This is a genomic window from Rathayibacter tritici (assembly GCF_001641005.1).
GTDB classification, from domain to species: domain Bacteria; phylum Actinomycetota; class Actinomycetes; order Actinomycetales; family Microbacteriaceae; genus Rathayibacter; species Rathayibacter tritici.
Genome location: NZ_CP015515.1, coordinates 1,630,882 through 1,654,482, shown reverse-complemented (window position 1 = coordinate 1,654,482; position 23,601 = coordinate 1,630,882). Strand labels below are relative to the sequence as shown.

The following is a 23,601-nucleotide window of genomic DNA, read 5'->3' as shown; positions in this document are numbered from 1 at the left end:
CTCCCACGAAAGGGCACGCCAGTGCAGAAAACGAACGCGCAGAAAACGACCGCGCAGAACACGAACGCGCAGCCCCTCGGCTCCTCCACCGCCACAGCTCGGCGGAACCTGCGCTGGCGGGTGGTCGACATCGTGGTGGCGAGCGTCGTCGCTGTCGCGAGCGGGGTCGTCTTCTGGGCCTGGGGCCTGGCGACGAACGTCCTCGGCCTCGCCTTCGACTTCCTACCCGGGCTCGGCGGGCTCCTCGGCGGCGGCTGGCTCTTCGCCGGCGTCCTGGGCGGCCTGATCATCCGCAAGCCCGGAGCGGCGCTCTTCACTGAGCTCGTCGCCGCGGCGGTCTCCGCGCTGATCGGCACCCAGTGGGGGTACACCGTGCTGATCTCCGGCCTGGTCCAGGGGCTCGGCGCCGAGATCGTCCTCGCGCTCTTCCTCTACCGCAGCGGCCGTCCGCTCGTTGCGATGCTCGCCGGCGCCGGCGCGGGCCTCGCCCTCGCGATCAACGACCTGCTGTCGTACTACGCCGCGAATGACGCGCTCTTCATGAGCGTGTACGTCGTGTCCTCGATCGTGTCGGGCGTTATCCTGGCCGGTCTGCTGTCCTGGTTCGCAGTTCGCGGACTCGCCGCCTCCGGTGCGCTGGACCGGTTCGCCTCCGGTCGCGAGGGCCGAACGGTCGAGGGAGCCGGCGCGGTCGCCCGATGAGCGGCGCGTCCGTCCGGGCCCGGGGCTGGAGCTGGCGTCACGCGGGACGCTCTCGTTCCGCCATCTCTGGGCTCGATCTCGCTCTGGAGCCGGGCGAGCGCGTGCTGCTGCTCGGCCCCTCCGGAGCGGGCAAGAGCACGCTTCTGCACGCGCTGGCTGGGGTCCTCGGCGACGAAGAGGACGGAGCCGCGGCAGGAGAGCTCGCGATCGACGGCGCAGCCCCGCTCGCTCGACGCGGAGTCGCCGGCCTCGTGCTGCAGGACCCGGACACCCAGGCAGTGCTCGCGCGGGTCGGTGACGACGTCGCCTTCGCCTGCGAGAACCTCGGTGTGCCGCCCGCGGAGATCCCCGCCCGAGTGCGGCAGGCACTGGAGGACGTCGGGCTCGACGTGCCGCTCGGCCACTCCACCTCGGCACTCTCCGGCGGGCAGAAGCAGCGGCTCGCCCTGGCGGGCGTTCTCGCGATGCGCCCTCGGCTCCTCCTGCTGGACGAGCCGACCGCGAACCTCGACCCCGAGGGGGTGCGGGAGGTGCGAGCGGCAGTCGAGCGCACGGCGGCCCACACGGGAGCGACGCTGATCGTGGTCGAGCACCGGGTCGATGTCTGGGTCGATCTGGTCGACCGCATCGTGGTCCTCGACCGCGACGGCGCGGTCGTCGCCGACGGTGCACCGGCCGAGGTCCTGCGTGAGGCGCGCGAGGTGCTCCGCGCCTCGGGCGTCTGGCTGCCGGGCGAGCATCCCCAGCGCCGAGCCCCCAGCATCCTGGCGTCACCGGCCGTGCTCAGCACACGCGATCTCTCGATAGGCCGGCCCGTCTTCGGGCGCCGTGGCGCCACCGTCGTCGCCTCCGGGCTCGACCTCGCCGTCGCTTCCGCTCGGGTCACGGCCGTGCTCGGGCCCAACGGCGTCGGAAAGTCGACCCTGGCTCTCACGCTGGCCGGCCTCCTCCCGCCGGTCGCGGGGCGCGTGAGCGCCTCCGAGTCGCTGCGGGCCGGCGCCGGGCCCGATCCGATCCGCTGGAGCTCCGCTCAGCTCGCCGAGCGGATCGCGATGGTCTTTCAGGAACCGGAGCACCAGTTCCTCACCGCTCGGGTGCGCGCCGAGCTCGCCCTCGGCGCCCGGGACGGGGCGGAGCGCCGGCGCGCGGAGGAGTTGCTGGATCGTCTCGGACTCGCTCACCTGGCCGACGCGAACCCCTTCACTCTGTCCGGAGGTGAGAAGCGGCGGCTCGCGGTCGCGTCCGCTCTCACCCGGAAGCCGTCCGTGCTCGTGCTCGATGAGCCGACGTTCGGGCAGGACCGTCTCACCTGGGAGGTCCTCGTCGGCCTTCTCGCCGAGCAGCGCATCGAGGGCGTGGCGGTGCTCGCCATCACCCACGACGAGGCGCTGGTGGCGGCCCTCGCCGACTCGGTCCTCACCCTCGGCGCACGCGAAGCGGTGTCCGGATGACGCTCCTGGATGCCCTGCCCGCCCGCGGTCGGATCGCTCGCGCGAACCCCGTGGCGAAGCTACTGGCGAGCCTGGTGATCGCCCTCGCTCTGATCCTCACCGTCGATGCCGTCTCGGCTGCTACCGCGCTCGTGCTCGAGCTGCTGGTCCTGCCGTTCGCCGGGCTCCGGGTAGGCGAGCTCGTCCGGCGGACGGCGCCCGTCTGGGTCGCCGCCCCGCTGGCCGGGCTCTCCACCGTCCTCTACGGGCGTGACAGCGGAACCGTCTACGCAGAGTTCCTGATCGTCTCGGTGACCGAGGGCTCGGTCGCGCTCGGTGCAGCCATCACCCTGCGGGTGCTGGCGATTGGTCTGCCGAGCGTGGTCCTGATCGCGACCACCGACCCGACCGATCTCGCGGACGGCCTCGCCCAGATCCTTCGGCTGCCCTCGCGCTTCGTGCTCGGCGCCCTCGCCGGTATGCGAGTGGTCGGCCTGCTCGTCGACGATTGGCGCACCCTCTCGATGGCCCGCCGGGCGCGGGGCGTCGCCGACGGCCGAGGGGCCGTGCACGCACTGCGCGGTCTCGCTTCGCGGAGCTTCTCGCTGTTCGTCCTGGCGATCCGGCGGGGGAGCAGGCTGGCGACGGCGATGGAGGCGAAGGGGTTCGGCTCCGGAGTCCCGCGCACCTGGGCCCGGGAGTCGCGGCTGCGAGCGGGAGACCTGCTGCTGATCGCAGGTGCACTGGCGATCGCGGCGACGGCCGTCACGGTGTCCGTCGTGTCCGGAGCGTGGAGCTTCGTGCTGCATGGCTGAGCGGAGCGTTCCCCTGACCGGTGCGTCGGTGCGTCAGCTCTCCCGGTCAATCCTCGCGAGACGCTGTCGCACTGTCCTCGTGGACGGGCCGAGCGGTTCCGGGAAGTCCACGGTCGCGCGCGCACTGGTGGAGCAGATCCGCCTCGCGCCGGGCGCACCGACTATCGCTCTCGTGCAGATGGACGACCTCTACCCCGGGTGGTCGGGCCTGGACCGGGCGTCTCAGGAAAGCGCCCGGGTGCTCGTGCGCCCGCACGCTCTCGGACTCGCGGCGCACTGGCGCCCGTGGAACTGGGCTGCCGGGACGACGGCCGGCCGACGAGTCGTCCGTGAGGATGTTCTCGTGCTCGAAGGCTGCGGGTCGGCCAGCGCCGACGCGCGGCGCGTTGCGGACCTGGTCATCTGGCTCGAAGCGGGCGACGAGCTGCGGAGGGCGCGCGCACTCGCCCGCGACGGTGAGCTCTTCGCGGCGCACTGGGATGCCTGGGATCGGAGCTTCCGCTCGTACTGCGAGCGTGAGCGGCCGCGCCGGGGGGCAGACCTCGTGCTGGACTCGAGTGGCGCAGCAGGAGACGCCTGAGGCGGGGAGAATCGACGCTCGACCGGGCGAGCGCCGCGTCGTGCAGCGGGGCGTCAGGCCCAGCCGAGGTCGTGCAGCCGCTCGTCGTCGATGCCGTAGAAGTGCGCGATCTCGTGCACGAGTGTGACGTGGATCTCGTCCCGCAGGGAGTCCAGATCCTCGCAGGCCGCCAGGTGCGGCTCCCGGAACACAACGATGCGGTCGGGCATCTCGCCGAATCCGTAGCGCTCGCGCTCGGTCAGTGCGACGCCGTCGTAGTAGCCCAGCACATCGAGAGTGCCGTCCTCCGGCCGGTCCTCCACGACGAACACGAGGTTGTCGAGGCCGTCGACCATATCGTCGGGGAGGGCGTCGAGCTCGGCAACGACCAGGGCCTCGAAGGCGTCCTCGTCCAGGTCGAGCATCCGTGGCCTCTCTCTACGCGTGCTCGTGATCGGCCGCTGGAGAGGCGAAGAGGCCCGGAGTCGGAACTCCGGGCCTCTTCCGCTGCATGTACAGCTACTGGGGTGAGTAACGGGGCTCGAACCCGCGACCTCCTAGACCACAACCAGGCGCTCTGCCAACTGAGCTATACCCACCAGGAGCGTGTTCCGCCGGGGCGACCCCGCGAAGCACCTGTACGAGAGTACTACATCCGCGAGGCGAACTCGTCCACGACGGCGGCCGAGACAGCCTGCACCTCGGCCGTGGTCGGTCCCGGCTCCGCCACGAAGACGGCGCGGCGGTAGTACTGGAGTTCCCGGATGCTCTCGAGGATGTCTGCGAGAGCGCGGTGGCCGCCATTCTTCTTCGGGGCGTTGAAGTAGATGCGGGGGAACCAGCGCCGGGCCAGCTCCTTGATCGTGCTGACGTCGACGTTGCGGTAGTGCAGGTGAGCGTCGAGGCGGGGCATGAACGTGGCCAGGAACGCGCGGTCGGTGCCGATCGAGTTGCCGGCGAGCGGCGCCTGCTGCTCGGCCGGGACATGCCGGAGCACGTACTCGAGCACTTCGTACTCGGCTTCCGCGACACTCACTCCGGAGGGAATCTCGGTGAGCAGCCCCGAGGTCTCGTGCATCGTCCGGACGAACTCACCCATGTTCTTGAGCGCGGTGGCGTCCGGTCTGATGACGAGCGAGAGGCCCTCATCCAGGGGATTCAGCTCGAAGTCGGTGACGACGACAGCGATCTCGACCAGCTCGTCGACGGCGAGATCGAGCCCCGTCATCTCGCAGTCGATCCAGACAAGACGGTCGGGGGCGCTACTCATGCCGGGCAGTCTATCCGCGGCCACCGACACCCGATCCTGTCCGCGCGCTCCTCCTAGACTGAATCCCCGTGATCGCGCTCGTCTGCTCCCTTCTGATCGTCAACGCCGTGTGGAATGCGGTCGTCTGGCCGCCCTTCCTGCGTCGCGTGCGGAAGGATCCGCGCGCACGCGATGCCGATGGCCGGGCGACGACCTTCCTCCGCGTCCACACGGTGCTCATCGGGACCTCGCTCGCCCTCGCCGCCGTTTCGCTCGTCGGGGGAGTGCTCGGACTAGTCCAGGGCGCGTAGTCGGCAGGGGAGCGGGCTCGGACGGACGTCGAGGTGGAACGAGAACGTCCGACGAGGATCCGGCGCCGAGCCGATCCTCGCCGTCTGCGACAACCCGGCGGTGATCGCGCTGTGGTCCGACGAGCGCCTACCGACCGTCGTCATCCCGGGCTGGGGTGTCCGCCTGACGGAGGGTCCTCCCCTCGAACCGACGGCGGTCTGAGGGCCGAGTGTGACGTTCCGGCGCTGCGGTGCCCCCGGCAGGACTCGAACCTGCGACCGTCAGATTAGAAGGCTGCTGCTCTATCCGCTGAGCTACGGGGGCGCCTGGTCAGGGTACTACGAGGCCGAGCGGGCGCCCGTCGTCCTGGCGTCCCCCGCGGGCGGGTCACCCGCTCGACATCCGCGGTTTCATCCTCCCGCCTGGCCCTCGAACGAGGACTCGCGGGTCCTGCATCCGTAATACACCGGTACATCGGAGGCAACACCGGCGTGTTTCCCAACGGATGTCGGTGGAGTGTCATTCGGGCATCTACTGTGGAGTTGTCCGGAATTACAACGACGTAACGAACGGAGGTACGACCATGCTGCTCCTCGCCATCCTCGGTGGAATCGCCGTCGCGTGGACGATCGTCGCGGCGCCCCTCGCCGTGCTGGTCGGCCGAGTCGCCCGTGCACGAGATGCACACAGCTAGTCCGTACATGCACCGCCGCACCACAGAGAAGGCCCCGACCGCTATCGCGATAGGGGCCTTCTCTGCATCTTCGGGTGGTGGCTGCTGGGGAGATGCGCTGGTGATCGGCCTTAGAGGGCAGTGTGCTCGTCCCGCTGGTCGTTCTCGGCGGCGGAGCGCTGGAAGCGGGCTTCGTCCGCGCGGACGACGGCGTCGTCCTGACCGTCCGGATCGGCCGGGGCGCCGGCCGGTGTGCCGTCGCCGCGGAAGGCCTGCCCATTGTTCCCGACGGGCGACGGAGCGCCCGCGTCCTGCTCGGACTCCTTACCGGCAGTGACGGGCTTCGTCTCGACGGGCGGCAGCTCTTCGACGGTGCGCTCGCGCGAGGGGACGTCCAAGCGATCGACGTCGGCGAGGAGGCGGTGCGTCTCGTCCTGCGATGCGTCTGCGGCCGACGGCGGCAGGACGATCGTGGGAGTCACGGCGGCGGCCGTACCCTCCGCAGCGCCGGACGCGGTCGCGGCACCCACGACGACGGGGGCCACCGCCGCCGGCTGAGCGGCCGAGGGAGTGGTCCCCTCCGGTGCCGTCCTCCCGGTGTTCCCGATCTGCTCGGCCAGGTCCGAGAGTGCCGACTCGGCCGAGTCCTCACGACCGGTCTCCGAGAATCGCCAGCGCTCGAGGTCTTCCAGGAACGCCTTCCGCGCGCGCCCCGGCTTGTCGCGCCAGAGCACCAGTCGGTCGCGGAACTCGCCCACGCTCGCCTGCGTCTGGTACCCGCCGGTGCTGGAGGTGTGCTTGAGTTCGGCGAGCTCGTGTGCGGCCCAGTTGGCTGCGACTCCGGAGCCCTTGATCGGCAGCAAGCGCAGGTGGGTCTCGGCCTGGGCCGATGCGCGGTCGCTGAGGACGCGTTCGGGGCTGCTCAGGGCGTTCCAAGCGGAGGCATCGACGGCGGCATCCACGAGCGTCGCGATGATCGCGTTCTTGCGCTCGTAATCCTGCTGCCGGATCAGGCGCGCTATCGACGCGCGAAAGACGGAGCCGATCACGACCGCTCCGATCACGACCGCCAACAGCACCACGACGGCCGTGAAGACCGCCTGGTGCCCGTCACTCGTACGGATCCAGGACATGAACTCGTTCCACCACTGCATGGGGCGAACGCTAGCCGTGGCCGCCACCGCCTCTCGTTCGGCACGCCGCCGAGCGGATGGATCGGCGCGGACTCAAGCGACCCGGAACACCTCGATCGCGTCATCGACACTCCAGAACTCGCCCAGCTCGGCACCCGCGGGCATCCCCGCGCGAAGGAGCCGGGCGCGGTAACGCTCACCGAGCGGGTCGTCCACGAGCTCGATGTGGCCGACGACGGACCCCGAGCCGGAGCTGACGCGCCACAGCCGGGAGTTGACGCGAGTGAGCGACGGCGGGGTGCGGATCGCGTGCAGAGTGGACAGTGACATCGGTTCCTCCTGCTTCAGGGTCGGAGCACTCACCGGCTGAGTGCTGTCGCAGACTACGGCCGACCACCGACATCCCCGGCCGCGATTCAGCGCAGGGTCGTGCCGTGCACCGCGAACTCCTCGATGGCCTCGATCTCCTCCGCTGAGAGGGGTCCTGCGTCGAGCGCAGCGACGTTCTGCTCGAGCTGGGCGACGCTCGAGGCGCCGATGATCGCGCTGGTGACCGTCGGCACGCGGAGCACCCAGCTCAGCGCGAGCTGCGCCAGTGACTGCCCGCGCTGCTGGGCGATCGCCGTCAGGCCCCGCGCCCGCGCGAGGTACGCGTCATCGATCCGGTCGGCGGAGAGGAAGCGGGAGGTTGCGGCGCGAGAACCCTCCGGGACGGTGCCGTCGAGGTAGCGGTCGGTCAGCAGGCCCTGCGCCAGCGGCGAGAAGACGATGCAGCCGGATCCGAGTTCGTCCAGGACGGGGAAGAGGCCGTCCTCAGGGCCGCGGTCGAAGAGGGAGTAGCGCGGCTGGTGCAGCAGGAGCGGGACGCCGCTGCCCGCAAGCGCAGCCTCGGCCGCCCGGGTCTGCTCGGGCGAGTAATTGGAGATGCCGGCGTAGAGCGCCTTGCCCTGCTGCACGGCGGTGACCAGGGCGCCCATGGTCTCCTCGATCGGTGTCTCAGGGTCCGGCCGGTGGGAGTAGAAGACGTCGACGTAGTCCACGCCGATCCGCCGCAGGCTTTGATCGAGGGAGGAGAGCAGATACTTGCGCGACCCGCCGTCGCCGTACGGCCCCGGCCACATGTCGTAACCGGCCTTCGAGGAGATCACCATCTCGTCGCGATAGGGCAGGAGGTCCTCGGCGAGGATCCGACCGAAGGCTGTCTCGGCTGCCCCGTAAGGCGGTCCATAGTTGTTCGCGAGGTCGACATGGGTGATGCCGAGGTCGAACGCGCGGCGCAGGATCGCCCGCTGAGTGTCGAGGGTGCGGTCGGACCCGAAGTTGTGCCAGAGGCCCAGAGAGAGCGCGGGCAGGAGCAACCCGCTCCGTCCGGTGCGTCGGTAGTCCATACGGTCGTAGCGGGCGGGGGCGGCGTCGTAGCTCACGCGGCGACTCTATTCCAGGGGTGCGGGCTCACGGAATGCACAGGGCCGAGAGGGTGTTGGATCAGGGGACGCGCCCGGCGCCCCGGATGCGTCGATGCGACAGGAAGTGAGTCACACGCAATGCGCACATTCGTACTCGCCGGAGGATGCTTCTGGTGTTTGGACGCCGTCTATCGCGTCCTTGATGGCGTGACCGACGTCGTTTCCGGTTACACCGGCGGCCGCACGACCGAACCCGACTACGAGGACGTCTGCTCCGGTCGCACCGGGCACGCGGAGGCGGTCGCCGTCACCTTCGACCCCGAGATGATCCCCGAGCAGGTGATCCTCGATGTCTTCTTCACCCTGCACGACCCCCGCCAGCTGAACCGTCAGGGCAACGACGTCGGCACGCAGTACCGCTCAGCGATGTTCTACTCCTCGGACGAGGAGAAGGAACTGTTCGAGTCCGCCCGTGACCGGGCGTCGGAGTGGTGGGAGGGCCCGATCGTCACCGAGATCTCTCCCTTGGGGGTCTACTACCCGGCGGAGGACTATCACCAGGACTTCTTCGCGAAGAACCCGGGGCAGGGCTACTGCCTCGCCGTCGCGCTGCCGAAGGTGAATAAAATCCGTTCGTCGTACTCGTCCTACATCACCGCGTCGTAACGCTCCTCCACAGGGAACGGCTTCGTCGGTTTCTCCCCAGAAGGGCCCACCTCCACCTCGGAGTCGGGCCCTTCGTCGCGACACTGTCTCTGCGGCGCCCGAGCGGTACCAGCCCCCTCCGCCCGGGCGCCGTCTCCGCCGCAGACGTGGCGGGGGAGGATGAAGAGAGGACACGACCATGACCGACACACTGACCGTCATCGGGACCATCGGCACCGACCCACGGAGCATCGACACCTCCACCGGCACGGCAATGACCAGCTTCCGCCTGGCCACAGCGCAGCGACGCTACGACCGAACCGAGCAGCGCTGGATCGACGTCTCTACCAACTGGTACACCGTCACTGCGTTCAACGGCCTCGCCGGCAACGCGCTGTCCTCTCTGTCCCGGGGCGACCGAGTCCTGGTCACCGGCCGACTCGGCGTGAAGGCGTGGGAGGCGGGCGGGAAGACCGGGACCGATGTGGTCATCACGGCCGAGGGCATCGGACACGATCTCGCCTGGGGTACGACCCGCTACACGAAGACCGTGGTGCGGGTCGCCGCGCCCGCCGCCCCCGCGGGTGAGCCGGCCTGGAGCGAGGAGGCGCCCGGGGAGGGGTCCACGCCGAAGGACTGGGGAGGCGCGACGGAGGGATCCGGAGCCGTCCGTGCTGCGGAGGAATCGCGATCGATGGTCGGGCGTGAGGAGGACGCTCCGCTGATCTCGGTAGGATCCGGGGACACCCCGTTCTGATCAGGGGCCCGAAGCGAGAGCCGCTGCGGTGGGGAGGAGCCAGGCGTGAGACGCAACCGCGCGGCCCATATCGTGCTCGCGATCGGCGCTCTCACCGCCTGCCTCGGTGGCTGCACGGCGCCCGGAGCGCCCGAGCCCGACACCTCGGCAACCGCGTCGCAAGAGTCGGTTCCCGAACAGGCCGCCCCCGCCGCCTATGTCCCCGGCGGGACGACCGAGCAGAACCTCCCGGCCTTCGAGCAGACGTTGCGGTCGGCCGCAGAGCCCGATCCTGAGGTGGCCGGTTCGAGGGTGGTCCAGGCGCTCGTTGCAGCCGGATTCCCTCGCGAGTCACTGCAAGTGACGGCCGACGAGACCTCGGTCGGACTCGACGCGGACTCGGTGCAGGTCTCCGTCAAGCTCGGCGAGTCCTGCCTCGTTGGTCAGTACGGTCCGAAGAGCGGCGGTGTGCGGGCCGTGATCGCGGCGCCGATCGCGACCGGTGCCTGCCTCGTCGGCCGTACGGAGCCGATCGAGGGCTGAGACGCTCGTACCCCGAACGGGGTGCGAGTCGGAGAACCGATGCTCGAAAAGGGAGGCACGGTGCTCCTGCGGGGTCGGCCTGCCCGTGGCTGATCGGGCCGCCGAGCACAGCGGAACCGCCGGTGGCGCACCTCTCTCCGTTGCGAGCACCGGCGGGAGTGTGTCGATCCGGGCGGACAACGACCCTGCCCGGGCCCCCTCGGTCGGGTTAGGCTGCCCTGACCGACATCTGTGCCCCATCTGAGGATCACGGGGACGATCGTGCCGACGGGAGTGTTCGGCACGAGGACCACGACGAGGGGGAACTCGCCATGACCACAGCCCAATCGCCTGCGACGACGCGGGGGAGGTGGCTGCGTTCCGCGGTCGCCGTTGTCGGCGCCACCGCCGTCATCCTCGGCGTCACGAGCGGGGGCGGGGCAGCGTCGGCCGAGACCCGTCGCGTCGGAATGTCGACGGCTCCGTACACCTGGTCGGTCACGGAGGACTACAGCGCAGCTCAGGTCGCGCCGGTCGCCGCGGACGCCACCGAACTCGAGATCACCCTCTCGAGGTCGGCCCGCCCGACGTCGCCCTACCCCGACTTCACCACGGTGAACTGGACGGTCGGCGCTCTGCGGGGCCAGAGCGAGCTCACCTCGGGTAGCCGGACCTTCCGCATCCCGCTGAAGCAGAGCCTGTCCTCTCTCGGTGGCTCGTCGATCCCGCTGCAGCTGACCGCGCAGAAGGAGCCGCTGAGCGCCTCCGCGAAGCCGTACGGCCAGGCGTTCGACATCGGATACGAGCTCTTCACCACCGCAACCCTCACTGTGGGCGGGAACGCCGGCGCGGGGCTCGGCCGGGTCGACCTGTCCGGGGACGCTGTGAGCCTTGCCCGCGGAGGCTCTTTCTGGGGCACGAACTCGAGCGCGCAGAACGTCGCAGACAACGACGTGATCGTCCTCGAATCCAACAGTGCAGGCTTCTTCGACTTCGAGGGCCTCACCGCGAACGTCGGGCCGAGTCGCTCCAACCGCCTCGGCGCGCAGATCAGCGTCGACAGTGATCAGTCCGCCGTCTCCGTGACCGTCCCCGCCGGCGCCTACGCCGCCTCGAAGGACGCCGCGGGCAGTCTCGTCCAGGTCTCCGGAATCAGCCGAGGCCGCGGGCAGCCGGCCGGGACCACCGTGAACATGGACGCGGCGATCCGTGTGACGGGGGGCGGCTCGACCACGCCGCCGGCCACGCCCACCCCGACCGCCACAGCGACGACTCCTCCCGCCGGAGGATCGCCGACGGTCTCGCGGATCGCCGGCGTCGATCGCCAGGCCACCGCGGTCGAGGTGTCCAAGCGCACCTTCGGCGTGAACGTGCCCGTCGTCTACGTCGCCACCGGCCAGAACTTCCCCGACGCGTTGAGCGCCGGACCTGCCGCGGCGAAGCAGGGCGGCCCGCTGCTGCTGGTCGATCGGGACTCGATGAGCCAGGTCGTCCGCGACGAGCTGACCCGCCTGAAGCCCGCGAAGATCGTCGTCGTCGGGTCCGAGCTGAGTATCGGCGGCCAGGTCTACCGAGACCTGACTGCCTACGCGAAGAACGGCGACATCCGCCGCCTCGGCGGAGTCGACCGGTACGACACCTCGAAGCGGATCATCCAGTACGCCTTCTCCGGCGGCTCGTCCAGGGCCTGGCTGGCGACGGGGGAGAAGTTCCCCGATGCCCTCAGCGCCAGCGCGGCAGCCGGCGCGGTTGACGCTCCCGTGATCCTGACCAACGGGACGGGCGCCACGGCGGACGCCCTCACCCGCGGAATCATCAGTGGACTCGGGGTGAAGACGCTGACCATCGCGGGCTCACCGCTCTCCGTCAGCTCCGGCATCGAGCGCTCGATCCAGGGGCCGGAGATCACCCGCATCGGCGGAACCGACCGCTACGACACGTCGGAGAAGCTGAACCGGGCCGCCTTCGGCGCGGTGAAGACCGTGTACCTCGCCACCGGCGAGAACTTCCCCGACGCCCTCGCAGGAGCTACGGCTGCCGGCTTCACCGGCAGCCCGCTGTTCGCGGTGCAGCCCACCTGCGTGCCCGCGGCCGTCCTGGCCGACATCTCCGCCTCCGGAGCGAGCCGGGTCGTTCTGCTCGGCAGCACGAGGACACTGTCCGACTCGGTGGCGGCGCTGACGCCCTGCGGCTGATCCGGGACTGCTGACGCTTTCCGCCCTCCCCGCGCGTCCGCCGGCAGGGAGGGCGGTTCGTCTTCCGGCACTCCTGCCGACGCGGGGGAGCGACTTGCCGTTATCCTCAAATGGTGCGGGTGGTCCCGCGGCCCGCGCTCCGCGTCGGGCCGGGGACCGGCGTTCCGCCCCGGTCCGAGCCTCCGGCAGCGCCCACGCGCGGAGCAGGGGACGAGCGGGCGACGCGACTCCGCGCAGACCTACGGACTTGAGGACTTAGTGTGGCTGAATACATTTACTCGATGGTGCGCGCGCGCAAGGCGGTCGGCGACAAGCTGATTCTGGACGATGTGACCATGTCGTTCCTGCCCGGCGCGAAGATCGGCGTGGTCGGGCCCAACGGCGCCGGCAAGTCGACGATCCTGAAGATCATGGCGGGCCTGGACACTCCCAGCAACGGCGAGGCGCGGCTGAGCCCGGGCTACTCCGTCGGCATTCTGATGCAGGAGCCGGAGCTCGACGAGACGAAGACGGTTCTCGAGAACGTCCAGGAGGGCGTCGGCGAGATCAAGGGCAAGATCGACCGTTTCAACGAGATCTCGCTCGCGATGGCCGACCCGGACGCAGACTTCGACAGTCTCCTTGCCGAGATGGGCACCCTGCAGGAGGCCATCGACGCCGCGGACGCCTGGGACCTCGACTCGCAGCTGGAGCAGGCGATGGACGCACTGCGCACCCCGCCGGGCGACTCGCTCGTCACTAACCTCTCCGGTGGCGAGAAGCGACGCGTGGCGCTCACCAAGCTCCTGCTGCAGAAGCCAGACCTGCTGCTGCTCGATGAGCCCACGAACCACCTCGATGCCGAGAGCGTGCTCTGGCTGGAGCAGTTCCTCTCCAAGTACCCCGGCGCCGTACTGGCCGTCACTCACGACCGGTACTTCCTCGACAACGTCGCGGAGTGGATCGCCGAGGTCGACCGCGGCCACCTGTACCCCTACGAGGGCAACTACTCGACCTACCTCGAGAAGAAGAGCGCACGCCTGGAGGTCCAGGGCAAGAAGGACGCCAAGCTCGCTAAGCGCCTCACCACCGAGCTGGACTGGGTGCGCAGCAACGCGAAGGGCCGTCAGGCGAAGTCGAAGGCGCGCCTGGCGCGCTACGAGGAGATGGCAGCAGAGGCCGAGAAGACGCGGGTGCTCGACTTCGAAGAGATCGTGATCCCGGTCGGCCCGCGCCTGGGAGCGCAGGTGATCGACGCGAAGAAGCTGCACAAGCAGTTCGGCGAGCGCGTCCTCATCGACGACCTCAGCTTCACCCTGCCCCGCAACGGCATCGTGGGCGTCATCGGCCCGAACGGTGTCGGCAAGACGACGCTGTTCAAGACGATCGTCGGATTCGAGCCGCTCGACTCGGGCGACCTGAAGATCGGTGAGACCGTCGACATCTCCTACGTCGACCAGAGCCGCGGCGGCATCGACCCGCAGAAAAATCTGTGGGAGGTCGTCTCGGACGGCCACGACTACATCACGGTCGGCAAGACCGAGATCCCCTCGCGCGCGTACGTCTCGCAGTTCGGCTTCAAGGGCCCGGACCAGCAGAAGAAGGCCGGAGTCCTCTCCGGTGGTGAGCGCAACCGGCTCAACCTGGCGCTGACCCTCAAGCAGGGCGGTAACCTGCTCCTGCTCGACGAGCCCACCAACGACCTCGACGTCGAGACCCTCGGCAGCCTCGAGAACGCGCTCCTCGAGTTCCCGGGCTGCGCAGTGGTGATCACCCACGACCGGTGGTTCCTCGACCGGATCGCCACCCACATCCTCGCCTACGAGGGAACCGAGGCGGACCCGGCCAACTGGTACTGGTTCGAGGGCAACTTCGAGGCGTATGAGGAGAACAAAATCGAGCGCCTGGGCCCGGACGCGGCGAAGCCGCATCGCTCCGCTTACCGCAAGCTCACCCGCGACTGATGCGCCTGCACGTCGCCATCCCGCTGCGCTGGTCGGACGTCGACGCCTACGCGCACGTGAACAACGCCGAGATGCTGCGCCTGCTCGAAGAGGCGCGCATCCAGGCGTTCTGGAAGCCGGACTCGCCGCAGGCCGGTGGGATGGCGACGGCGGTGCTCGACGCGCGGCCCGGAACGACGTCGATCAGCCTGATCGCGCGGCAGGAGATCGAGTACCTCGCGCCGATCCCGTACATGCGTGCGCCGATCGACGTGGAGCTGTGGATCGGGCGGATCGGCGGGGCGAGCTTCGAGGTCTGCTACGAGTTGTACTCGCCCGCCGGCGTCGTCCCGCGGGTGCTTTTCACGAAGGCCGCCACGACACTCGTCCTGGTTACCGCCGAGACCGGGCGGCCCGAGCGCGTCCCGGAGGAGGTGCGCGAGGCGTGGGGCCCCTACGTCGAGGAGCCGGTCAGGTTCTCCACGCGCCGCTGATCCGGCGCTCCTGCGGGTTCGGTCCGAACACGGAGGTCGTCTCCGGCTCGTGATTCTCGGCTCGGCTCGCTCGATCCCGGACTTCTCGCGAGCCGGACGTGATCCGGCGAGCCGAAGCCGGAGGTCGAGCGCGGCAGCTACGCCAGCGGGACACGAACCATGCCCTCCTGGGCGACGCTCGCCACCAGTAGGCCATCGCGGGTGTAGATCCGCCCGAGCGAGAGGCCGCGCCCGCCGGACGCGCTCGGTGACTCCTGCACATAGAGGAGCCACTGGTCCACCCGCGCGGGGCGATGCCACCACATCGCGTGGTCGAGGCTCGCGATGCGCAGCCCCGGCGTGGTCCAGGCCGCGCCGTGGCGGCGGAGCGTGGATTCGAGGATCGTGTAGTCGCTCGCGTAGGCGAGGGCCGCGCGGTGCAGCATCGCGTCGTCCGGCAGGGGGCCCAGCGAGCGCATCCACACGCTCTGGTGCGCCACCCGCTCGGGGTCGGCCCGGAGGTAGACGGGCTGCTCGACATGGCGCACGTCGAAGGGGCGCTGGGTGGCCCAGAAGCTGCCGACCGGATGGTCGACCCCCGCCAGGACCTCGGCGGTGCTCGGCAGCGACTCCGGATCGGGGACGCCCTCCGGCATCGGAGCCTGGTGGTCGAGCCCGTCGTCGTCGGTCTGGAACGAGGCGATCATCGAGAGGATCGGCCGTCCGTTCTGGTAGGCCTGCGTGCGCCGCGTGCAGAACGAGCGGCCGTCGTGGATCCGGTCGACCGAGAATGTGATCGGCAGGGTGACGTCGCCCGGGCGGAGGAAGTAGCCGTGCATGGAGTGCACGGAGCGCTCCTCGACGGTGCGGCCGGCCGCGATCAAGGACTGCGCGAGGACCTGGCCGCCGAAGACGCGCCCCTCGGGCATCCACTGCGACGGCCCTGTCGAAATGTCCTCGCTGGTGCGGGCGCCCGTATCGACGAGATCGAGTGCGGTGAGGAACGAGGAGAGGGGGTCGGGCACGGTACCTCCGGGGTGTCGGGCGGTAGGGCGGGCCGCCTCGGGTAAGTTTATCGACGCGATGAGTTCGTCCTTCTCCCTGGCGGATCCGCCGAGCCTGTCGGATCTGCGTGTCTTCCTGGGTCGTTCGGCCCGGGTCGAGGACGGTGCGGTCCGGCTGCTCGCCGACGACCACGTGCTGGCCGTCTATACGCCGGTCCTTCAGCCACGAGGGCTGCTCGACCGCTCCTCCACTGTGCTGGGCCTGCGGGTCTTCGCGCTCGGCGAGCCCGCCGAGTTCGACAGGATCGTACCGATCCGGGCGCTCTCGGACCGACTCGCCCGGTTGCAGTGGGAGCCGGGCGGAGCGGACGGCAAGCCGGTCGTGCTGCCCGACGGCGACGACGCGACGGCGGGGCCCTGGGCGGGCGTCTCCCCGCCCCGCGGTGGCTGGACTCGACGCGAACCGGTGGACCCCGGCTTCTTGGAGCGGGTGGCGCGCGAGGGGATCGACGAGATCGCGGCTGCCGTCGGCTCCGAGACCGGCGAGCAGATCGTCGGCCGCGTGCGCGTGAGCGTGTGGGGGCGCCCGCTCGACGGCCTCCCGGACGTCCCCGCCGGTGCGGCGTTCGCGCTCTTCGCACTCGGATTCCTCGGCGCCGATGATCCGGTGGCGCTACTGGAGAGCGGGGCCTGGCGCCGGCTCACGTCCCGTCGCGGACACGTCCTCGTCCGCACTCCGGGCTGAGCCGTCGGCTACTCCTCGAAGGTGTTCACCATCGCGTGGGCGGCGCGCTCCAGATAGTCCCAGAGCAGGGCGTCGTCTGCCGGAGCGAGGTCGAGCTCGTCGACGGCGGTGCGCATGTGCTGGAGCCAGTGGTCGCGGGCCTCGGGGTTGATCCGGAAGGGCTGGTGCCGCATCCGCAGGCGCGGATGGCCCCGCTGCTCGCTGTAGGTGCCCGGCCCGCCCCAGTACTGCTCGAGGAAGCCGGTGAGACGCTGAATCGCGCCCTCGAGGTCGTGCTCGGGGTACATCGGCCAGAGCACCTCGTCCTCGCGGACACCCTCGTAGAATCGGCGCACCAGGCGCTCGAAGGTCGGTCGGCCGCCGAGATGCTCCCAGAAGCTGCGGAGCGGAGGCGTCCCGCCGATCTGCAGGCCGCTCACGAGCGCGGCTCCGACGCTCCGGGAACGCTGCCGTCGGTCGACGGAGGCGTCCCGCCCCCGCGCCGCAGCGCCCGGGGGAGCCGAACGGGCTTGCCGTGCTCGGTGCTGATCGTGGGGGAGGGAGTGGTCCGTGGCGGCTTGGCGCCTCCGACACTCGTCGCGCCCTCGAAGCCCTCGAGCACGACGGTCGCGAGGGAGGGCAGCTTCACGTCGAGTGCGTCGAGCGACGTCTTCAGACGCAGCCGCAGCTCGCGGGCGACGTCGTCCTTCGCGGTGGTGCGCGTTTTGACGACGACCCGGATGACCAGGGCGTCGTCGGCGATCGACTCCAGCCCCCAGAGTTCCGGCTTCTCGATGATCCGGGCGCGCCACCGGCTGCTCGCGGCGAGGTCGTTCGCCGTGGCGAGGACGGTGGACTGCACCTGCTCGAGATCCGTCTCGTACGGCACTGCGAGGTCGACGATCACGCGGGACCAGCCCTGCGACATGTTGCCGACCCGGACGATCTCGCCGTTGCGGACGAACCAGAGGGTGCCGTTGACGTCGCGGATCTGGGTGACGCGGACGCCGACCGACTCGACCACGCCGGTGGCCTGCCCGGTGTCGACGACGTCCCCGACGCCGAGCTGGTCTTCCGCGACCATGAAGAGGCCGTTCAGCACGTCCTTCACGATGTTCTGGGCGCCGAAGCCCAGGCCCGCGCCGAGCGCGGCTGTCAGCAGGGCGAAGGAGCCGATCAGATCCTTGTCGATGGTCGTCACGATCATCACCAGGGCGATGACGACGATCAGAATCGAGCTGAGATTGTTCAGGATCGAGCCGAGCGTGCGCGTGCGCTGCACTACCCGCACGGCCGCGAGCGGCGAGGCGGCGATCGACTGGGTGTCTTCGACCCGCTGCCGACGCTTCACCCCCGAGACGATCTGGTCGACCACGCGACCGATCACGAAGTGCGCGATGACGCGCACCAGCAGCGCGCCCAGCACGATCCCGAGGATCGCGATCACCTTCCAGAAGGCGTCGGACTCGAAGAAGGAGACGGTGGCGACGACAGGGTCCGGGGTGGAGGTCTGAAGAAGCAGCATGACCGCTCCAGGCTACGGGACGCCTCCCTCCGAGTCGGGTGCACGAGCCCCGCGCGCGTATAGATTCGAGTCGGGTCCGCACGGACCCGGACACCGCCCTGGGAAGGACGCCCGATGCTCCACTCCACCCGGACTCCCGCCGAGAAGCGCCGCCTCTTCCGCGAGCGCCTCGCTTCGGGCGAGCTGCTGCAGCTGCCCGGCGCGTTCACTCCTCTCTCCGCACGCCTGATCGAGGCGAAGGGCTTCGACGGGATCTACGTCTCGGGCGCCGTGCTCTCGGCCGAGCTGGGACTGCCGGACATTGGGCTGACCACCCTCTCCGAGGTTGCCGACCGCGGGCAGCAGATCGCGCGGATGACCGACCTCCCGGTCCTGGTGGACGCCGACACCGGCTTCGGCGAGCCGCTGAACGTGGCGCGCACCGTGCAGATGCTCGAGGACGCCGGAGTTGCGGGGCTGCACATCGAGGACCAGGTGAACCCCAAGCGCTGCGGGCACCTGGACGGCAAGGCCGTCGTCGACGGGGCCACCTCGGTGCGCAGGATCGCGGCGGCGGTCGACGCGCGGCGCGACTGCGACCTCGTGATCATGGCGCGCACCGACATCCGGGCCCTCGACGGGCTGCCGGCCGCGATCGACCGGGCGAAGCGGCTGGTTGACGCCGGTGCCGACGCGGTCTTCCCCGAGGCGATGCGCGACCTGTCCGAGTTCGAGGCGGTCCGCGCGGCGATCGACGTGCCGATCCTCGCCAACATGACGGAGTTCGGCAAGAGCGAGCTGTTCACGGCGCAGCAGCTCACCGATGTCGGCGTCACCATCGTGATCCACCCGGTGTCGCTGCTGCGGATCGCGATGGGCGCGGCGATGCGCGCGCTCGACACGCTCAAGGCTGAGGGATCGCTCCGCTCGGAGGTGCCCGGGATGCAGACGCGCGCCGAGCTCTACGAACTGCTGGACTACGCCTCCTACAGCCGCTTCGACGAGGGCGTCTTCGACTTCTCGCTCGCCGACCACTACGGCGCCTGACCGCACCCCACCGGCACCAGCCGGCGGCGCGCACCGGCGCCGTCGCCCGCCTCTCCCCCAGGAGCGAACAATGAGCACGACCGACCAGGACATCCGCAAGGGACTCGTGGGGGTCGTCGTCGACACGACGGCGGTCTCGAAGGTCGACCCGGAGTCGAACTCGCTGCTCTATCGCGGCTACCCGGTTCAGGAGCTCGCCGCCCAGACCTCGTTCGAGGACGTGGCCTGGCTGCTCTGGCACGGCGAACTGCCCACGAGCGAACAGGCTGCGGAACTCGCGGCCGTGGAGCGCGCCCATCGCGCCCTCGCAGCGGAGGTTCGCACCGTGATCGACCTGCTGCCACTCGCAGCGCACCCGATGGACGTCGTGCGGACGGCCGTCAGCGTCCTGGGCGCGCTCGACCCCGACCCGGACGCCGATGCTCCCGGCGCCGTGCTCGATCGCTCGGTGCGGCTCTGGGCGGCGCTGCCGGCGATCGTCGCGTCTGCACAGCGGCGCAGGCGAGGGCTCGAGCCGATCGAGCCGCGCGATGACCTGGGCTACTCCGAGAACTTCCTCTGGATGACGTTCGGCGAGGTGCCGGAGCCGGTCGTCGTCGACGCCTTCCGCGTCTCGCTGGTGCTCTACGCCGAGCACTCCTTCAACGCGTCGACCTTTACCGCGCGCGTCGTGACGTCGACGCTCTCGGACGTCTATTCCGCCGTCACCGCGGCGATCGGAGCCCTCAAGGGCCCGCTGCACGGCGGAGCGAACGAGGCGGTGCTGCACGTGCTGGACGAGGTCGGCACCGGGCCCGAGGCGAAGCGGCGCTCTCAGGAGTGGCTCTCCGCCGCGCTCGCGCAGAAGCGGAAGGTGATGGGATTCGGGCACCGGGTCTACAAATCGGGCGACTCGCGGGTGCCGACGATGGACGCGGCGCTTCGCCGGCTCGCCGAGCATGAGGACGCCGGCGACCTGATGGAACTCTACGACGCCCTGGCCGAGGCGATGGCCCAGCGGACGGGCATCCTGCCCAACCTCGACTACCCGTCGGGACCCGCCTACCGCCTGATGGGTTTCGACACCGAGATCTTCACGCCCCTGTTCGTCGCGGCGCGCGTGGTGGGCTGGACGGCACACGTGATCGAGCAGCGCGGCTCGAACGCGCTGATCCGGCCGCTCTCGGCGTACGACGGACCGCAGCGCCGCTCGGTCCCGCAGCGCTGAGGCGTCGCGGGACCGAGCGGTGGCGAGTCACCCCTGGGCGTCCCGTTCCTGGGCGCGAAGCGCTCGTTCCACGCCGGCCAGGTTCTCGATCACGAGGCGGCGCAGCGCCGGGACCTCCGGGTTCGCCTCCAGCCAGGCGCGGGTGGCGTCGACGATCTGCTGCGAGGGCGTGGCTGCCGGGTAGAACCCGACGACCAGGTATTCGGCGATCTTGTAGCTCTTGGACTCCCAGAGTGAGCGGAGGGCGTCGAAGTAGACCGGGATCATCGCCTCGAGCAGGTGCGGGTCGGCGACACGCTGGAAGCCGAGGCCGGTGGAGCGGACGATCGTGTTCGGCGCCGAGTCATCGGCCGTGACCGACTCCCAGGCCGCACGCTTGGCTTCCGCGGTCGGCAGCGCGGCACGGGCGTGCGCAGCCGACTGCTGGCCGGTCGCCGTGTTGTCCGAGGCGAGCGCGGCGTCGATATCGTCCGCTCCGGCGCGCCCTCCGGCAACGAGCGCGATCAGCAGCTCCCAGCCGAGGTCGGTGTCGATGTCCAGGCCCTCGAGCGTGGCGGAGCCGTCGAGCAGCGCCTGCACGGCCTCGAGGTGCGCCGGAGTGGACGCGACCGTGGCGAAGAACTTCACGAACTGGAACTGCGCGTCGCTGCCCGGCTCGGCGGTCTGCGCGAGCGTCCAGAGCTGATCCCCCGTCTCCTCGATGACCTCGGCCCGGAACTCCGGAGCGACGTACTGGGTGGCGGTGGCCACGAGTTGGTTGAGCACCGTCCGCAGGGTCGTGGACTCCGTCTCGGTGGCACTGTTGCCGAGCACGAGGCGGACGAAGTCGCGCGGGGCGGACTCGGCGTCGCGTGTCGCGTCCCAGGCCGAGCCCCAGACGAGGGAGCGGGCCAGCGGGCTCTCGATGCCCGCGAGGTGCTCGATGGCGACGGCGAGCGAGTCCGCATCGAGGCGGATCTTCGCATAGGCGAGGTCGTCGTCGTTGAGCAGGATGAGGGCCGGGCGGGTGCGGCCGATCAGCTCGGGCACCTCGGTGCGCTCGCCGTCCACGTCGAGTTCGAGCCGGTCGACGCGGACGAGGCGCTCGCCCTCGAAGTCGTACAGCCCGATCGCCAACCGGTGCGGGCGGATCGTCGGATACTCCTCGACCGCGCTCTGCAGGATCGCGAACGACGCGATCACTCCGCTCTCATCGACCGCGATCTCCGGGCGGAGCGTATTCACGCCCGCCGTCTCGAGCCACTGCGCCGACCAGTCGGTGAGGTCGCGTCCACTGGTCGCCTCGAGCTCGACCAGCAGGTCGCGCAGCTCGGTGTTCGAGAACGCGTGCTTCACGAAGTAGTCGTGCACTCCCGCGAGGAACTCCTTCTCGCCGACCCACGCGACCAGCTGCTTCACCACCGACGCCCCCTTGGCGTAGGTGATGCCGTCGAAGTTGACCTGGACGTCCTCGAGGTCGTTGATCGTCGCGACGATCGGGTGGGTGGAGGGCAGCTGGTCCTGGCGGTAGGCCCAGCTCTTCTCCATTGCGGCGAACGTGGTCCACGCCTCGGTCCACTCGGTGGCCTCGGCGGTGGCGAGGGTGGAGGCGTATTCGGCGAACGACTCGTTCAGCCAGAGGTCGTTCCACCACTTCATCGTGACCAGGTCGCCGAACCACATGTGCGCGAGCTCGTGCAGGATCGTGACGACCCGGCGCTCCTTGACCGCGTCCGTCACCTTCGAGCGGAACACGTAGGTCTCGGTGAAGGTCACCGCTCCCGCGTTCTCCATCGCGCCGGCGTTGAACTCGGGCACGAACAGCTGGTCGTACTTCGCGAACGGGTAGGGGACGCCGAACTTCTCCTCGTAGAAGGCGAAGCCCTGCTTCGTCTTCTCGAACACGTAGTCGGCGTCCAGGAAGGGGGCGAGGGAGGCTCGCGCGAACACGCCGAGCGGGATCGTGCGGCCGTCGGAGGAGACGAGGGAGTCGGTCCGGACGACGTACGGGCCCGCGATGAGGGCCGTGATGTACGAGGAGATGCGCGGCGTGGGCTCGAAGCGCCAGATCGCGGTCCCCTCGCCCGCAGGCTCCGGCTCGGGCGTCGGCTGGTTCGACACGACCTGCCACTGCGCGGGCGCGGTGACGGTGAAGCGGAACTGCGCCTTCAGATCCGGCTGCTCGAAGACCGCGAAGACGCGGCGGGAGTCGGGGACCTCGAACTGCGAGTACAGGTACACCTCGTTGTCGACTGGATCGACGAAGCGGTGCAGGCCCTCGCCCGTGTTGGTGTACACCGCGTCGGCGACGACGGTGAGCTCGTTGTCGGCGGCGAGGGAGTCCAGCCGAAGACGCACGCCGTCGGCGACCTCGGCCGGGTCGAGCTCGACGCCGTTCAGGGTGACGGAGTGGACCGTGCGCGTGATCGCGTCGATGAAGCTGGATGCTCCGGCGGTGGCGGAGAAGCGCACGGTGGTCGTGCTGAGGAAGGTCTCGGCACCCCGGGTCAGATCCAGAGCGATGTCGTAGTCGTGGACCTGGATCAGCGAGGCGCGCTGCTGCGCCTCGCTCCGGGTGAGGTTGTCTCCTGGCACGGGGGTGCTCCATCCGTTCGTCTCGGCGCTGCCGCGGGCGCCGGGGTGCGGACGCCGCCGATCCACCCTAGGGCCGTGGCGACCCGCCGGGGAGCCCCGCCGCCGCGATCCCCGGAGCCGCCTGGGAGCGGCGGCTGCGGCTCCTGCGAGCGGCGTACCGTGTCTCCATGACCTCTGTGGACTTCTGGTTCGATCCCTCCTGCCCGTGGGCCTGGATGACGTCGCGACTCGTCGACGAGGTGACCCCCGCCCGCGAGCTCGACGTGCAGTGGCACATCATGAGCCTCGCCGTCCTCAACGAGGACAAGGACGTGGACGACTCGTACCGCGCCTTCCTCCCGCGCGCGCTCCGCTACACGCGCCTGGTCGCCGCCGTCGCCGAGCGCGAGGGCCGCGAGCACGTGAAGCCGCTCTACGACGCGCTCGGCACCCGCATCCACGTGGGCGGCCGCACCGACGTCGACGCGGTGATCGCTGAGTCGCTCGCCGAGCTCGGCCTGCCCGCGGAGCTCGCCGCGTACGCCGACTCGGACGAGTACGACGAGCCGATGCGCGCCTCCCACGTCGACGGGATCGAGCGCGTCGGCCAGGACGTCGGCACGCCGGTCATCGCGATCGGCGACGTCGCCTTCTTCGGCCCCGTCATTTCGCCGACCCCGCGCGGGGAGCAGGCGCTGACGCTCTGGGACGGCATCGTCGCGGCGGCCTCGTTCGACGGCTTCTTCGAACTCAAGCGCTCGCGGACCCGCGACCCGCAGTTCGACTGAGCCGGCCCGCGGTACTCTGACTC

Annotated in this window: 24 protein-coding genes and 2 tRNA genes; 15 read left to right on the top strand and 11 right to left on the bottom strand. The window is 70.1% G+C overall.

Translation table 11 applies throughout. The features are described from left to right. The first annotated feature begins 21 nt into the window (after positions 1-21). From A6122_RS07530 to A6122_RS07515, 4 genes are all read left to right on the top strand, one after another. Positions 22-702 carry an ECF transporter S component gene (locus A6122_RS07530; protein WP_084415879.1) on the top strand — a complete coding sequence of 227 codons (681 nt, stop codon included), beginning with the start codon at positions 22-24 and terminating at the stop codon, positions 700-702. Beyond that, positions 699-2,153, top strand: a complete 1,455-nt coding sequence (locus A6122_RS07525) for an ABC transporter ATP-binding protein (RefSeq protein ID WP_068253356.1) — start codon at positions 699-701, stop codon at positions 2,151-2,153. The genes A6122_RS07530 and A6122_RS07525 overlap by 4 nt, the downstream gene beginning before the upstream one ends. Continuing rightward, complete coding sequence (locus A6122_RS07520; protein ID WP_068253353.1) at positions 2,150-2,947, top strand: energy-coupling factor transporter transmembrane component T family protein; 798 nt, start codon at positions 2,150-2,152, stop codon at positions 2,945-2,947. Before A6122_RS07525 ends, A6122_RS07520 begins: the two co-directional genes overlap by 4 nt. 79 nt (positions 2,948-3,026) lie before the next feature. Continuing rightward, positions 3,027-3,527, top strand: coding sequence for an AAA family ATPase (locus tag A6122_RS07515; protein WP_167542355.1), 501 nt, complete (start codon positions 3,027-3,029; stop codon positions 3,525-3,527). Between the two features lie 53 nt (positions 3,528-3,580). Here the strand turns inward: A6122_RS07515 and A6122_RS07510 are convergent, their stop codons facing one another. From A6122_RS07510 to orn, 3 genes are all read right to left on the bottom strand, one after another. Then, positions 3,581-3,931 (bottom strand): metallopeptidase family protein, encoded by a 351-nt coding sequence (locus tag A6122_RS07510; protein WP_068253349.1) that lies wholly within the window; start codon positions 3,929-3,931, stop codon positions 3,581-3,583. Between the two features lie 98 nt (positions 3,932-4,029). After that, a tRNA-His gene (locus A6122_RS07505) sits at positions 4,030-4,105 on the bottom strand. A 50-nt stretch (positions 4,106-4,155) separates the two neighbouring features. Then, positions 4,156-4,776, bottom strand: coding sequence for an oligoribonuclease (gene orn, locus A6122_RS07500; RefSeq protein WP_068253347.1), 621 nt, complete (start codon positions 4,774-4,776; stop codon positions 4,156-4,158). 68 nt (positions 4,777-4,844) lie between these two features. On the opposite strand from orn, the gene A6122_RS07495 reads away from it, so the two are divergent. Continuing rightward, entirely contained in the window at positions 4,845-5,066 is a 222-nt protein-coding gene (locus A6122_RS07495) for an SCO4848 family membrane protein (RefSeq protein WP_068253345.1), read from the top strand. Between the two features lie 231 nt (positions 5,067-5,297). Here A6122_RS07495 and A6122_RS07490 read toward each other — a convergent pair. From A6122_RS07490 to A6122_RS07475, 4 genes are all read right to left on the bottom strand, one after another. Continuing rightward, a tRNA-Arg gene (locus A6122_RS07490) sits at positions 5,298-5,370 on the bottom strand. Positions 5,371-5,850: 480 nt separating this feature from the next. After that, entirely contained in the window at positions 5,851-6,873 is a 1,023-nt protein-coding gene (locus A6122_RS07485) for a hypothetical protein (protein WP_068253342.1), read from the bottom strand. A gap of 72 nt (positions 6,874-6,945) precedes the next feature. Then, positions 6,946-7,182 carry a hypothetical protein gene (locus A6122_RS07480; protein WP_068253340.1) on the bottom strand — a complete coding sequence of 79 codons (237 nt, stop codon included), beginning with the start codon at positions 7,180-7,182 and terminating at the stop codon, positions 6,946-6,948. Between the two features lie 86 nt (positions 7,183-7,268). Beyond that, positions 7,269-8,276 (bottom strand): aldo/keto reductase, encoded by a 1,008-nt coding sequence (locus A6122_RS07475; protein WP_068253338.1) that lies wholly within the window; start codon positions 8,274-8,276, stop codon positions 7,269-7,271. A 120-nt stretch (positions 8,277-8,396) separates the two neighbouring features. Here A6122_RS07475 and msrA point away from each other — a divergent pair, with 120 nt between their 5' ends. The 6 genes from msrA (at position 8,397) to A6122_RS07445 (ending at position 14,772) form a co-directional block, all read left to right on the top strand. After that, positions 8,397-8,924 (top strand): peptide-methionine (S)-S-oxide reductase MsrA, encoded by a 528-nt coding sequence (gene msrA / locus A6122_RS07470; protein WP_068253337.1) that lies wholly within the window; start codon positions 8,397-8,399, stop codon positions 8,922-8,924. A gap of 178 nt (positions 8,925-9,102) precedes the next feature. Next, positions 9,103-9,660, top strand: coding sequence for a single-stranded DNA-binding protein (locus A6122_RS07465; protein WP_068253335.1), 558 nt, complete (start codon positions 9,103-9,105; stop codon positions 9,658-9,660). Positions 9,661-9,705: 45 nt separating this feature from the next. Further along, complete coding sequence (locus A6122_RS07460) at positions 9,706-10,182, top strand: DUF6993 domain-containing protein (protein ID WP_068253333.1); 477 nt, start codon at positions 9,706-9,708, stop codon at positions 10,180-10,182. Positions 10,183-10,493: 311 nt separating this feature from the next. Next, positions 10,494-12,356 (top strand): cell wall-binding repeat-containing protein, encoded by a 1,863-nt coding sequence (locus A6122_RS07455; protein ID WP_068253331.1) that lies wholly within the window; start codon positions 10,494-10,496, stop codon positions 12,354-12,356. Between the two features lie 260 nt (positions 12,357-12,616). Further along, positions 12,617-14,299, top strand: coding sequence for an energy-dependent translational throttle protein EttA (gene ettA / locus A6122_RS07450; RefSeq protein WP_068253326.1), 1,683 nt, complete (start codon positions 12,617-12,619; stop codon positions 14,297-14,299). Continuing rightward, positions 14,299-14,772: an acyl-CoA thioesterase gene (locus A6122_RS07445; protein ID WP_068253324.1), complete on the top strand. Its 474-nt coding sequence runs from the start codon at positions 14,299-14,301 to the stop codon at positions 14,770-14,772. Before ettA ends, A6122_RS07445 begins: the two co-directional genes overlap by 1 nt. 137 nt (positions 14,773-14,909) lie before the next feature. Here A6122_RS07445 and A6122_RS07440 read toward each other — a convergent pair whose 3' ends face one another. Further along, a complete protein-coding gene (locus tag A6122_RS07440; protein WP_068253322.1) occupies positions 14,910-15,776 on the bottom strand; it encodes an acyl-CoA thioesterase in 867 nt (288 codons plus the stop codon). 58 nt (positions 15,777-15,834) lie between these two features. Between A6122_RS07440 and A6122_RS07435 the strand changes: the two genes are divergently transcribed. Further along, positions 15,835-16,500 (top strand): DUF8185 domain-containing protein, encoded by a 666-nt coding sequence (locus A6122_RS07435; protein ID WP_068253320.1) that lies wholly within the window; start codon positions 15,835-15,837, stop codon positions 16,498-16,500. Positions 16,501-16,508: 8 nt separating this feature from the next. Here the strand turns inward: A6122_RS07435 and A6122_RS07430 are convergent, their stop codons facing one another. Beyond that, entirely contained in the window at positions 16,509-16,919 is a 411-nt protein-coding gene (locus A6122_RS07430; protein WP_269465688.1) for a globin, read from the bottom strand. After that, positions 16,916-18,004: a mechanosensitive ion channel family protein gene (locus A6122_RS07425; RefSeq protein ID WP_068253319.1), complete on the bottom strand. Its 1,089-nt coding sequence runs from the start codon at positions 18,002-18,004 to the stop codon at positions 16,916-16,918. Before A6122_RS07425 ends, A6122_RS07430 begins: the two co-directional genes overlap by 4 nt. Before the next feature lie 114 nt (positions 18,005-18,118). Between A6122_RS07425 and prpB the strand changes: the two genes are divergently transcribed. Together prpB and A6122_RS07415 are read left to right on the top strand one after the other, a co-directional pair. Then, a complete protein-coding gene (prpB, locus tag A6122_RS07420) occupies positions 18,119-19,030 on the top strand; it encodes a methylisocitrate lyase (RefSeq protein WP_068253318.1) in 912 nt (303 codons plus the stop codon). Between the two features lie 70 nt (positions 19,031-19,100). Next, positions 19,101-20,237, top strand: coding sequence for a bifunctional 2-methylcitrate synthase/citrate synthase (locus A6122_RS07415; RefSeq protein WP_068253317.1), 1,137 nt, complete (start codon positions 19,101-19,103; stop codon positions 20,235-20,237). A 27-nt stretch (positions 20,238-20,264) separates the two neighbouring features. Here the strand turns inward: A6122_RS07415 and pepN are convergent, their stop codons facing one another. Then, positions 20,265-22,811: an aminopeptidase N gene (pepN, locus tag A6122_RS07410; RefSeq protein WP_068253316.1), complete on the bottom strand. Its 2,547-nt coding sequence runs from the start codon at positions 22,809-22,811 to the stop codon at positions 20,265-20,267. 167 nt (positions 22,812-22,978) lie between these two features. On the opposite strand from pepN, the gene A6122_RS07405 reads away from it, so the two are divergent. Further along, entirely contained in the window at positions 22,979-23,578 is a 600-nt protein-coding gene (locus tag A6122_RS07405) for a mycothiol-dependent nitroreductase Rv2466c family protein (protein ID WP_068253314.1), read from the top strand. Positions 23,579-23,601 lie beyond the last annotated feature (23 nt).

Coding starts and splice junctions, on each gene's coding strand:
- A6122_RS07480 (WP_068253340.1), bottom strand. CDS start 7,182: ATGTCACTGTCCACTCTGCACGCGATCCGCACCCCGCCGTCGCTCACT.
- msrA (WP_068253337.1), top strand. CDS start 8,397: ATGCGCACATTCGTACTCGCCGGAGGATGCTTCTGGTGTTTGGACGCC.
- A6122_RS07445 (WP_068253324.1), top strand. CDS start 14,299: ATGCGCCTGCACGTCGCCATCCCGCTGCGCTGGTCGGACGTCGACGCC.
- prpB (WP_068253318.1), top strand. CDS start 18,119: ATGCTCCACTCCACCCGGACTCCCGCCGAGAAGCGCCGCCTCTTCCGC.
- A6122_RS07485 (WP_068253342.1), bottom strand. CDS start 6,873: ATGCAGTGGTGGAACGAGTTCATGTCCTGGATCCGTACGAGTGACGGG.
- A6122_RS07455 (WP_068253331.1), top strand. CDS start 10,494: ATGACCACAGCCCAATCGCCTGCGACGACGCGGGGGAGGTGGCTGCGT.
- A6122_RS07405 (WP_068253314.1), top strand. CDS start 22,979: ATGACCTCTGTGGACTTCTGGTTCGATCCCTCCTGCCCGTGGGCCTGG.
- A6122_RS07520 (WP_068253353.1), top strand. CDS start 2,150: ATGACGCTCCTGGATGCCCTGCCCGCCCGCGGTCGGATCGCTCGCGCG.
- A6122_RS07435 (WP_068253320.1), top strand. CDS start 15,835: ATGAGTTCGTCCTTCTCCCTGGCGGATCCGCCGAGCCTGTCGGATCTG.
- A6122_RS07415 (WP_068253317.1), top strand. CDS start 19,101: ATGAGCACGACCGACCAGGACATCCGCAAGGGACTCGTGGGGGTCGTC.
- A6122_RS07465 (WP_068253335.1), top strand. CDS start 9,103: ATGACCGACACACTGACCGTCATCGGGACCATCGGCACCGACCCACGG.
- A6122_RS07425 (WP_068253319.1), bottom strand. CDS start 18,004: ATGCTGCTTCTTCAGACCTCCACCCCGGACCCTGTCGTCGCCACCGTC.
- orn (WP_068253347.1), bottom strand. CDS start 4,776: ATGAGTAGCGCCCCCGACCGTCTTGTCTGGATCGACTGCGAGATGACG.
- A6122_RS07525 (WP_068253356.1), top strand. CDS start 699: ATGAGCGGCGCGTCCGTCCGGGCCCGGGGCTGGAGCTGGCGTCACGCG.
- A6122_RS07510 (WP_068253349.1), bottom strand. CDS start 3,931: ATGCTCGACCTGGACGAGGACGCCTTCGAGGCCCTGGTCGTTGCCGAG.